10 protein-coding genes are annotated in these 10026 nt (G+C 72.7%); 6 read left to right on the forward strand and 4 right to left on the reverse strand.

From position 1 onward, the window contains the following. Positions 1–38 precede the first annotated feature (38 nt). On the forward strand, positions 39–938 hold the full coding sequence (locus AB0J36_RS25455; protein WP_357133666.1) for a septum formation family protein: 900 nt from the start codon (positions 39–41) through the stop codon (positions 936–938). Positions 939–944: 6 nt separating this feature from the next. Here the strand turns inward: AB0J36_RS25455 and AB0J36_RS25460 are convergent, their stop codons facing one another. Next, on the reverse strand, positions 945–1964 hold the full coding sequence (locus AB0J36_RS25460) for a hypothetical protein (RefSeq protein ID WP_363661196.1): 1020 nt from the start codon (positions 1962–1964) through the stop codon (positions 945–947). Positions 1965–2080: 116 nt separating this feature from the next. On the opposite strand from AB0J36_RS25460, the gene AB0J36_RS25465 reads away from it, so the two are divergent. The 5 genes from AB0J36_RS25465 to AB0J36_RS25485 all read left to right on the forward strand — a co-directional run bounded on the left by AB0J36_RS25465 (position 2081) and on the right by AB0J36_RS25485 (position 6428). Then, on the forward strand, positions 2081–2476 hold the full coding sequence (locus AB0J36_RS25465; RefSeq protein WP_363661197.1) for a VOC family protein: 396 nt from the start codon (positions 2081–2083) through the stop codon (positions 2474–2476). 119 nt (positions 2477–2595) lie between these two features. Continuing rightward, on the forward strand, positions 2596–3774 hold the full coding sequence (locus AB0J36_RS25470) for an ATP-binding protein (protein ID WP_357133670.1): 1179 nt from the start codon (positions 2596–2598) through the stop codon (positions 3772–3774). A gap of 43 nt (positions 3775–3817) precedes the next feature. Next, positions 3818–4963, forward strand: a complete 1146-nt coding sequence (locus AB0J36_RS25475) for a hypothetical protein (RefSeq protein ID WP_357398624.1) — start codon at positions 3818–3820, stop codon at positions 4961–4963. Further along, positions 4936–5649, forward strand: a complete 714-nt coding sequence (locus tag AB0J36_RS25480; RefSeq protein WP_357133672.1) for a response regulator transcription factor — start codon at positions 4936–4938, stop codon at positions 5647–5649. The genes AB0J36_RS25475 and AB0J36_RS25480 overlap by 28 nt, the downstream gene beginning before the upstream one ends. Positions 5650–5720: 71 nt before the next feature. Further along, positions 5721–6428, forward strand: coding sequence for a hypothetical protein (locus AB0J36_RS25485; RefSeq protein ID WP_357133674.1), 708 nt, complete (start codon positions 5721–5723; stop codon positions 6426–6428). An 18-nt stretch (positions 6429–6446) separates the two neighbouring features. On the opposite strand, the gene AB0J36_RS25490 is transcribed toward AB0J36_RS25485, so the two are convergent. The 3 genes from AB0J36_RS25490 to AB0J36_RS25500 all read right to left on the reverse strand — a co-directional run bounded on the left by AB0J36_RS25490 (position 6447) and on the right by AB0J36_RS25500 (position 9760). Next, positions 6447–7199, reverse strand: coding sequence for a lysophospholipid acyltransferase family protein (locus AB0J36_RS25490; protein WP_357133676.1), 753 nt, complete (start codon positions 7197–7199; stop codon positions 6447–6449). 129 nt (positions 7200–7328) lie between these two features. After that, complete coding sequence (locus AB0J36_RS25495) at positions 7329–9389, reverse strand: glycogen debranching N-terminal domain-containing protein (protein WP_357133678.1); 2061 nt, start codon at positions 9387–9389, stop codon at positions 7329–7331. Then, on the reverse strand, positions 9389–9760 hold the full coding sequence (locus AB0J36_RS25500; RefSeq protein ID WP_355052240.1) for an SCP2 sterol-binding domain-containing protein: 372 nt from the start codon (positions 9758–9760) through the stop codon (positions 9389–9391). Before AB0J36_RS25500 ends, AB0J36_RS25495 begins: the two co-directional genes overlap by 1 nt. Between the last annotated feature and the right edge of the window lie 266 nt (positions 9761–10026).

Below are 10026 nucleotides of genomic sequence, written 5' to 3' on the forward strand. Positions count from 1 at the left end.
GCTGCGCGCGTTCGACACGGGGGCACGGGGAGAAACACATGCGACGGTACGGCTGGGCGGCGCTCACGGCTGCGTTCCTCACGTTGGTGCTAACGGGCTGCGGCACGCCGGCCGGCACGGATGGTGACCTGGCCGACGACTGGCGGCCGATGGCGGCGGCGCAGCAGTTCGTCCCGAAGGCCGACGAGTGTCACCCCACCGCCGAAACCACGTCGTACCTGAGCAGCTACTCCCCCGTCGACTGCGCGACGACCCACAAGGTGGAAACCTTCCACGTCGGCACCTTCACCGGCGCTCTGGCCACCCGCACCGCGCCACCCAAGACGGAGTCGGCGACGTTGCGGTCGACCTTCGCCGACTGCGACAAGCGCGCGAAGCAGTTCGTGGGCGGCGACTGGCGCGACGCCCGACTCTCGGTGCAGGTCACGGTGGCGTCGCCGGCCGCCTGGTCGGGTGGCGCGCGCTGGTACCGGTGCGACATCTTCGAGCTGGACGAGGTCAACGGCCCGAACGGCGAGAGCGACGCGGCGATCCAGCGGGGCGGATCGCTGCGCAACGCCCTGGCCAGCCGCTCCCCGCTGCACTACGGGTGCATGAACGAGGACAAGTGGCACATGCTGCGGCCGGTCGCCTGCACCGCCGGACATCAGTTCGAGTACGCCGGCACCTGGATGGCGCCGGATCGCTCCTGGTTTGACTCGACCCGGGACGAGGACTCCATCCACGCCGCCTGCCGCAAGGTCATCGCCCGGTACGCGAAATTGCCGGTGGACGGCGACCTGATCTACCGCACCGGCACCTCGTACCGCTTTCCGAACCGCTCGCTGTGGGAGCGCGGTGATCGCGGCGTGCGCTGCTACTACTGGTCCGGCGGCACCAACGTCAAGCGTTCGATCGCCGGCGGCGGCAAGAAGGCGCTGCCGATCCAGTACCAGTAAGGCGGCTCAGCTCGGCCCCAGCAGCGCCGCCAGCGCGGCGTCGCCCTGCCCGAGCTGCGACCCGCCGGGCGGTGCCACCACCAGGAAGCGCCGGCAGGCGTCGAGTTCGACGTACCACTCCGGCCCGTTGTCGTCGACGGCCCGGAGCACCGCGAAGCGGGACGCCGGGGTCGCGCAGTCGGCCGCCGGTCGCGTGCCGGCCAACGCCCGCAGCACGGCCGCCTGCCGCTCGGGCGGCAGCGGCCGGCCGTACACGAAGTCACCGGCCGGTTTGCCGCCACCGCGCTCGGACGGGGGCACCTGGTAGACGCAGAGCCGCAGCGGCCCGGTCTTCGGCGCGGTGCCGGGCGCGACGCGGGCGGGACCACCGATGGTGGCCTCTACCCACACCATGTCCGCCCACCGCTGCGCGCATCCGGCGGCCTCGGCCGCCGCAGATTCGACAACTCCGAGGGTACGGCTGTCGACGGTGGTCAACCGCAGCCCGTCCAGCGCCGCGCGGACCTCCGGGCGCGGCTTGCCGCAGACATCCATCGGCAGGTACGGGCGCAACCAGCGGCCCCGGTCGTCGAGCAGCGCCAGCCAGGGCGGGACGAGCATGTCGGCGGTGCAGGCGACCTCCCCGCGGCCGCGTGCCTCGTCGGCCAGGCCCAGGGCGGCGACCACTTCACCGATGTCGTCGGCGCGGCGCTCGGTGGCCACCTGCTCCCGGCCGCCAGCGGCCCCCCGCACGATGTCCCGACCGCACAGCACGGCGGCGACCGGCGTGAACGCCGGGTCGATCCGTCCGACGCGCGGCTCGACCCCGGCCGGCGGCGACGTCGCCGATCCTGGGGGTACGGGCAGCATGACGCCCGCCTGCGGGGCGATCTCGGCGCAGGAGGTCCACTTCTCGGCGATCTCGGCCGGGCCGGGGCCCTTCGGCGTGTCGACCCCTCTGGCGCAGCCGGTCAGTACCAGGCCGCACAACCCCAGGCCGAGCAGCGTCCCCACCAGTTTCGTTCCACCCGGGCGCATCCCGCTCACCACCTCTCCACCGCCGGATGAGACGGCCGGGCGGCCGGCGGGGTTCCCGCGTGACGCCGCCAACCACGGGTGACACCGCCCGCCGCCGTCGGAGCTTCCCTCGGCAGAATGGGCGGATGGCACATCTGGGACTGGTCGCGCTGCTCGTGAACGAGTACGACGAGGCGATCGACTTCTACGTCGGCGGGCTCGGCTTCGAGTTGGTGGAGGACACGCCTCGCCCGGACGGCTCACGCTGGGTGGTCGTCCGGCCTCCCGGGGCTCGGGAGACGGCCCTGCTGCTGGCTCGGGCGGGCAACGCCGAACAACGGGCACGGGTGGGCGACCAGACCGGCGGCCGGGTCGGCCTGTTCCTGCACACCGAGGACTTCGTCGCAGCTCACGCCCGGATGGTCGGGGCCGGCGTGCGGTTCCTCGAGGAGCCGCGGCACGAGGCGTACGGGTCGGTGGCGGTCTTCGTCGACCTCTACGGCAACCGCTGGGACCTGATCCAACCCCGCAGCGCAGAGTGACGACAAGGCGACACCACGCGCACGGTGGGTGAACGCTCACCGTCCGCCATGCTATTCTCCGATGTCGATCTCCGCCGCGCGGACCCGGGACCGGGTCGTTGTCGGAAGGACACCTCCCGATGCCGGCGACTGCCGCCCCGACCGTGCCACCGCCCACCCTGGACAATCCTGCCGGCGGGGCGTTCAGTTTCATCTTCACCACCCTGCCGGCCCTGCTGCGGCTGACGTGCGGGCTGGTCGGCGCCGCCGTGGCGCTGTCGGTGCGTACCCCGCCGGTGGACGCGGCCCTGCTGCTGCCCGGCGTGGCCGCGCTGACCGGGTGGTCGCTCTGGTACGCGGTCCGCGCGCTGCGCCACGGGATCACGCCAGCGCTGGTCGCCGGTGACGTCGCGATCACCGCAGTGGCCTGCCTGCTCATCCCCCGCCTGGTGGCGCCCGAGGTGTTGCCCGGCGAGGGCAGTTGGATCGCGGTGCTCGCCAGCACCACGGTTATCAACGCGCAGGCCACCGCCAAGGTCCGCTGGTCGATCCCGGCCGGACTGCTGGTGACCGCGGCCTACGTGACGGGCGCGCAGGCGGCCGGCGACGTCACCGAGGCCCGCGCACACGCCGCCACCCTGCTCGTGCAGACGGCCTGCACCGCGATGATGACGGGGGTGATGCGCCGCCGGATCGGCCGGGCCGACGACGCGTTCGCCGAGCACCAGCGGCTGACCCGGGAGGCGCTGGTCGCCCGGACCGCCCGGGAGGCGGAGCGCCAGCAGAACCGGGACCTGCACGACACGGTGCTCGGCACCCTGACCATGGTGGGGCTGGGCGCGGTACCCGGCCCGTCGGCCACGTTCCGTGAGCGGTGCGCCGCCGACCTGCGTACCCTCGTCGCGTTGACCGACCGCGGCCCGACGCCCGGCGACGGCCCGGTGCCGCTCGACGAGCGGCTGCGCACGGTGCCCGACCGGCTGCCCGAGCTGCCGGTGAGCCTGCAGCTGACCGCCTGCGCGGTGCCCGCCGGGGTGGCCGACGCGATCACCGAGAGTGCCTACGCGGCGCTGTCCAACGTGGTCCGGCACGCCCCGGGCGCGCGGACCACACTGCGGCTGAGCCGCGACGCGGTCGCCATCGTGGCCGAGGTGGTCGACGACGGCCCCGGCTTCGACCCGGCCACCGTCCCCGCGCACCGGTACGGTCTGCGCGAGTCGATCCAGGGGCGGATGGCGGCGGTCGGCGGGCGGGCCGAGGTGTGTTCCGCGCCCGGCGCCGGCACCCGGATTCGACTGGAGTGGCCCGGTGGCGGCTGACCTCGGCGCGACGGCGGACCGCGCCGGCATTCGTGCCCTACCGGTGCCTCGACCCGGCCCGGTCGACGGGCCCGAGCAGTCGGTGCTCGCCGCGCCCGCCGCCGTGGCCCAGGCCTCCGACCGGGGTGCCCGGATCGTCGCCGTCGCCATCGCGCTGGCCTGGCACGTCGCGATCGGACTGCCGGCGGTGCTGGCGACCCGCGCGCAGTTCTCCGCACCGACGGTCGTGCTCGGCGGCTGGGTGCTGGTCGCCGTGACCGGGGCGGTGGCCGGCGTCCGGCTGCTGCGCGGCACGCCACTGCCGCCGTGGCCGCTCGCCGGGGTGCTGGTCGCCGTCGACGCGGCGGTCTTCGCGGCGGTCGGCGAGCCACACCTGTTCACCGCCGCCAACTGGGTGTGGGGCACGCTCGGCTGGTTCTTCGTGCTCGCCGTGTGGGGGCGGCGGGTCGGCGGTCTCGTCGCGCTGCTGACCACGCACGCGATGATCGCGCTCACCGCCGTCCTCGCGTACGCGCCGAGCGCGGCCGATCTGGCCCGCTACACGATGTACGTCTACGGCACGTTCACGCTGCCGGTGGCGGTCTTCGCCGGCAGCGCGGTGATCGTCGGTCTGGCCCGGGACCGGGCCGCCGCAGCCGCGGCGATGCACACGATCGCCGCCGAACGGGCCGCCGCCGAGCAGGGCCGGCAGGAACGTCGTGACCGGCTCGCCCTGGTGGGCGCGGCGGCCGGGCGGGTGCTCGGCGAGCTGGCCGCCGGGGAGGCGGACCCGGCCGACCCGGAGGTGCAGAGCCGGTGCGTACTGGCCGCGGCCCGGCTGCGTCGCCTGATCGCCGAATCCGACGACGTGCCCGACCCGCTCCTGCACGAGCTACGGGCCGCCGTGGACCTGGCCGAACGCAACGGGTTGCCGATCGACCTGGTCGCCATCGGCAACCCGCCGCCACTGCCGGTGGAGATCCGTCGCCGGCTGGCCGACCCGCTCACCAGCCTGCTCGCCGACGCCCGGGAGTGGGCCCGCCTGACCGTGGTGTCCGGCCCGGACGAGGTGGTGGTCAGCCTCGTCACGCCGGACCGGGAGGGGCCGGACGCGACCGGCCCGCCCACCGAACACCAGGACGGGCCGGTGCAGCACCTTTACGAACGGGACGGGGACATCAGATGGGCGCAGACCCGGTGGTCGGGATGACCGGTGACCGGCCGGTCGGGGTGGCGATCGTCGACGACCATCCGGTGGTCGTCGACGGGGTACGCGCCTGGCTCGCCAGCGAACCGCGACTGACCGTGCTGGCCACCGGGGACGACCCGGACGAGGTACTGCGCGCCGCGCCGGACGCCGACGTCGTCCTGCTCGATCTGCGGCTGCACGGCCGGATGGCGCTGGACAAGCTGGCCGAGTTGAGCGCCACCGGGCGGCGGGTGGTGGTCTACTCGGAGCACACCGACCCGGAGACCATGCTCGCCGCGTTGGACGCCGGGGCGGTGGCGTTCCTGGCCAAGCACGAGGGCCGCGAACACTGCGTGGCGACCGTGCTGGCCGCGGCGAGTGACCGCCCGTACGTGCCTCCGGCGCTGGCCGGCGCGATGGTCGGCGACCCGAGACCGGACCGACCGGCACTGTCCGACAAGGAGCGGGAGGCCCTGCTGCTCTGGTTCCAGTCGATGTCCAAGGCGTCGGTGGCGCGTCGGATGCAGATCAGCGAGCACACCGTGAAGCAGTACGTTGACCGCGCGCGGATCAAGTACACCCGGGCGGGGCGACCGGCAGCCACAAAGGCGGCGCTGCTCGCCCGTGCGATCGAGGACGGCCTCGTCCGCCCGGAGGAGATCGGCATCTACCGGTCACAGGCGACGCACGACCGGCCGACCCCCTAACGGGCGTCATGACAGTGGCCGACGGATCGGCGAAGCTCAACGCACAGCCAGTTCACCGGGAGGTCGTGACGATGCAGGCCGACGCGTCCCCCTTCTTCATCGGCCCGCACCGGTTCGACGCGCCGGACGACGACGCCGGCCCCACCCTCGACCGGCGGTACGACATGCGCCCGCTGCCCGGCGAGAAGGTGCTCGGGCGGCACCGGCTGCTCGTGGCGGGCTACCTGCTCGGGCCGACGGAGACACGATGTGCCTGGCAGCTCCCCGGGCCCGTCTCGGTGACCGTCACCGACCAGCGGATCTGCTGGGTGGGCACCGGCTCGCAGCTCTCGCTGGTCGCCGACGACGCTCCCCGGCCCCGGCCGACCGGCCGCGTGACCGGCCTGATGACCGGCCAGATCCGCTGGCAGTGGCCGTCCCGGCTGGAGCTGCCCGCCGAGCCGCCACAACTGATGATCGTCTGCGACGCGTTGCGGACGATCCAGCAGCCGGCGCTGGCCCTGGGTGGGTCACCGGGTGAGGTCGTCGCGCTGGCCCAGCAGGTCCGCCGGGCGGTGGCCATGTTCCGCCTGACCCGCCCGCAACTGGTGGACCTCTCCGCCCAGGAGCGCGACGTCCTGCTGCTGCGGGCCGGCCCCGCGCTGCTCGCCGGGGACACCCGGATCACCCTGCCCGGCTCGCTGCCGGTGGAGTTCCGCTCCCGCGACGACTACTACCGCTCGGGGCCGGAACCCAGCTCCTGGGACGGCTTCGCCGACGGCACGTCCGGGCGTAACTGACGCGAACGCCGGCCGTCCTCAGAGGCTGGGGGCGCGCTCCTCCCCTTCGGCGTCCAGCGCGGCAGCCTCCTGTGGCGTCGGCGCGCTCCCACCGAGGTGCGCCGGCAGCCACCAGGTGTCCTCCGGGCCGGCCGGCGCGTCCGGGTACTCGCGCTGGGCCCGCTCCACGAGCGCGCTCAGCCGGGTGGTCAACTCGGCGGCCAGCACGTTCGGGTCCGGAAAGTCCGCCGGCAGGATCGGCTCGCCGATGAGGATCGTGATGGGCGTGTGCCGGCGGGTGAGGGTGCGGGGACGGCCCTTGGTCCAGAGTCGCTGGGTGCCCCACAGCGCGACCGGCAGCACCGGCACCTTCGCCGAACGGGCCATCCGGACGGTGCCGCTCTTGAGTTCCTTGACGGTGAACGACCGGCTGATCGTGGCCTCGGGGAAGACGCCCACCACCTCCCCGCGCTTGAGCGCGTCGACGGCCGTACGGAACGAGGCCGCGCCCGCCTGCCGGTCCACCGGGATGTGGCGCATGCCGCGCATCAGCGGACCGGAGATCCGGTGCGCGAACACCGACTGCTTGGCCATGAACCGGACGAGCCGACCGGAGGCGTTCGCGCCCAACCCGGCGAAGATGAAGTCGAGGTAGCTGACGTGGTTGCTGGCCAGCACCGCCCCGCCCGTGCGGGGTACGTGGTGGGCGCCCTCGATGGTGATCTTCAGGTCGAGGACCCGGAACAACGTCTTGGCAGCGGCGATAACGGGCGGGTACACGAGCTCCGGCATCCGCAGAATCTACCGTGCCCGGCTGGGGATCGCCTGGGTGGCGGCCCGGCGGCGACGCGGGTGGCGCGCCTGGGTGGCGGCCCGGCGGCGACGCGGGTGGCGCGCCGCCGCCGGTGTGCCGGGCGCGGCTCAGTCGGAGAGACTGTGCAGATCGAGCCGACCTCGGGCGAAGGCGTCCACCCGCCCCCAACGGCCCGGAATGTCCAGGACTTCGATCCGGCCCATCCCGACCGGGAGACGCGGCTCGACCGCCAGGTGCCCGTCGTGCGGTTCGAGACCGAGCATGGTGCGCAACAGCAGCAGCGGCGTACCCGTCGACCAGGCCTGCGGACTGCATGCCGTGGGGTACTCGACCGGGAACTTGGTCAGCTCCCGCGGGTAGCCGCCGAACGCCTCCGGTAGCCGCCCGTCGAAGTAGGTGGCCGCGTCGAGGATGCCGTTGGCGATGGTGGCGGCCTCCTCGGCGAACCCGTAGCGACGCAGGCCCCAGGCGATGAACGAGTTGTCGAACGGCCAGATCGTGCCGTTGTGGTAGCCGATCGGGTTGTACCGGGCCTCCCCCTCGGCGAGCGTGCGCACCCCCCAGCCGGAGAACAGTCGCGGCCCGACCAGGTGCGCCGCCAGCTTTTCGGCCCGCGCCGGATCGACGATCCCGCTCCACAGCAGGTGACCGATGTTGGAGCTGAGGATGTCGCACTGGCGACCGTCCGGGTCCAGGGCCAGCGCGTAGTACTCGCCGTCGGCCACCCACCAGTCCCGGTTGAACCGCTCCTTCAGCTCCGCCGCCTCCCGCTCCAACTGGTCGGCGAACTCCGGGTCGTCCCAGAACTGACGGGCCATCCGCGCCGCGCGGACCTTCGCGTCGTACGCGTACCCCTGCACCTCGCAGGTGGCCCGGGGAAACGGCGGCAGGGTGCCGTCGGAGTAGGAGATCGAATCCCAGGAATCCTTCCAGCACTGGTTCTCCAGGCCGGTCTCGGTGTTGCGGCGCTCGTACCAGATGTAGCCGTTGCCGACCAGGTCGGCGTAACTGTCGATCCACTTGAGCGCGGCCCGGGACTCCTGCTCCAACTCCTTGACCAGCGCCACGTCCCCGCTCCACCGCTCGTACTCGTCGAGCAGCACGAGGAACAGCGGAGTCGCGTCCACCGAGCCGTAGTACGGCGAGTGTGGCTGCTCCTCGAAGGCGGCGGTCTCGCCGTACCGCATCTCGTGCAGGATCCGTCCCGGGTCCTCGTCCCGGAAGTCGTCGAACCGGCTGCCCTGGAGGGACGCGAGGATGCGCAGCGTCGTCTTCGACAACTGCGGCGTGAACGGCAGCGTCTGGAGGCAGGTGAGGATGCTGTCCCGGCCGAACATGGTCATGAACCAGGGCAGACCGGCCGCGGGCAGGGTCGCGCCCCCGAGCGACAGCGGCGAGAAGCGCAGCGCGGCGAGGTCGATCAGGCTGCGCCGGTAGGTGCTGGCAACCCGTCCGTACTGACTGTTGACCTTCGGCGCGTCCGCGATCCACTGCTCCAGGTCGTGTTGCAGGGCCAGCCGCTCGCCGCCGTGCACGCGCAGACCCATCCGCAGGTCCCGGTCCCCTGGGCCGACCGCGCGCGTCTGCACGTCGATCTGCGCCTCCCACTGCTCATTCGGTTCCAGGCGGACGGTGTACGCGAAACCCCGGTTGTCGTAGCGCGGCGACATCGACGAGGAGATGATCGTTTCGCGCCGGAAGTTGCCCCGGCGGTAGCCCAGGCGCAGCTTGTCGGCCTCGACCTCGGTATAGATCTCGCCCTTCTTGTTCAGGATCTCGTCCTTGACCTGGAACAGGTCGGCGAAGTCGGCCGCGGCGTCCATCCGGATCTCCAGATCGACCGCCTTCTCGTCGTGGTTGAGGATGGTGAGCCGCTCGCAGAAGCTGCCGCCGACCGCGCGCTCGCGGATGATCGACAACTTCGCGTCCACGTAGTGGGTGGCCATCCCCGGCACGAGGAAGAACCGGGACTCGAAGTACTGCAGGTCGTCGTACGAGAGCGAGTTGAGGCGTTCACCGTTGACGCTCAGCACCCACGTCGACAGGAACCGGGTGTCGAGGGAGAAGAGCCCGGTCGGTTCGCTCGGCGTCGCCTCGATGTCACCGGTGTCCTCACAGACGACGAATGTGCTGCCGTCCAGGATCCGGATCGTGTTGCTCTGCCCCATCACCGCACCTCCCCCGCGAATCGGCGACGCGGCCCACGGGCGTCCGGCGACCCGGGGAAGATCCGCTCCACCTGCACCACCAGCCGGGCGTCCCCCGACACCGTCATGTCCCCACGCAACAGCGCCGCCAGGCCGTGCTCACGGCCGGCCGCTATCTCGTCGAACAGCATCGGGCTGGCGCCGATCACCGTGTCGGCCTCGCTGTCCTCCTGGCTCACGTTGAGCCGCCCACGGTCGATTTTCAGCAGCCAGTGCCGGGTCTGTGCCCCCTCGTGCAGGTCGATCCGCAGTGTCCCGGAGGTCTTCGCCAGCAGAGGCTCGTACCCCCGCCGGTCCAGCTCCTCGAAGAACCTCGTGGTCGCGTCCACCATCGGGTCCACTCCTCCCAGTCGGCCGGGCCCCGGCGATCACACCCCGCGCGCCACGCCTCGCGCGATGCACGTCCCCGCACGGGTCCCCCGACCCCAGCAACCCAACCTCGCCCAAATAGGGTGACCGCCCGCACTCCCCCTCCCCTCCTCCCCTCCCCACCCCCTCCACCCCTCTGCCCTTCCGCCCCGGTGATCAAGAGGTTCGCGTCACCGTTGAGGGCGGGTCGTGTCGCGAAACTCTTGATCACCGGGGCGGGGCGGGCGGC

The organism is Micromonospora sp. NPDC049662 (assembly GCF_040675055.1).
GTDB lineage: Bacteria > Actinomycetota > Actinomycetes > Mycobacteriales > Micromonosporaceae > Micromonospora.

Coding starts and splice junctions, on each gene's coding strand:
- AB0J36_RS25455 (WP_357133666.1), top strand. CDS start 39: ATGCGACGGTACGGCTGGGCGGCGCTCACGGCTGCGTTCCTCACGTTG.
- AB0J36_RS25490 (WP_357133676.1), bottom strand. CDS start 7,199: ATGCCGGAGCTCGTGTACCCGCCCGTTATCGCCGCTGCCAAGACGTTG.
- AB0J36_RS25485 (WP_357133674.1), top strand. CDS start 5,721: ATGCAGGCCGACGCGTCCCCCTTCTTCATCGGCCCGCACCGGTTCGAC.
- AB0J36_RS25500 (WP_355052240.1), bottom strand. CDS start 9,760: ATGGTGGACGCGACCACGAGGTTCTTCGAGGAGCTGGACCGGCGGGGG.
- AB0J36_RS25480 (WP_357133672.1), top strand. CDS start 4,936: ATGGGCGCAGACCCGGTGGTCGGGATGACCGGTGACCGGCCGGTCGGG.
- AB0J36_RS25465 (WP_363661197.1), top strand. CDS start 2,081: ATGGCACATCTGGGACTGGTCGCGCTGCTCGTGAACGAGTACGACGAG.
- AB0J36_RS25470 (WP_357133670.1), top strand. CDS start 2,596: ATGCCGGCGACTGCCGCCCCGACCGTGCCACCGCCCACCCTGGACAAT.
- AB0J36_RS25495 (WP_357133678.1), bottom strand. CDS start 9,389: ATGGGGCAGAGCAACACGATCCGGATCCTGGACGGCAGCACATTCGTC.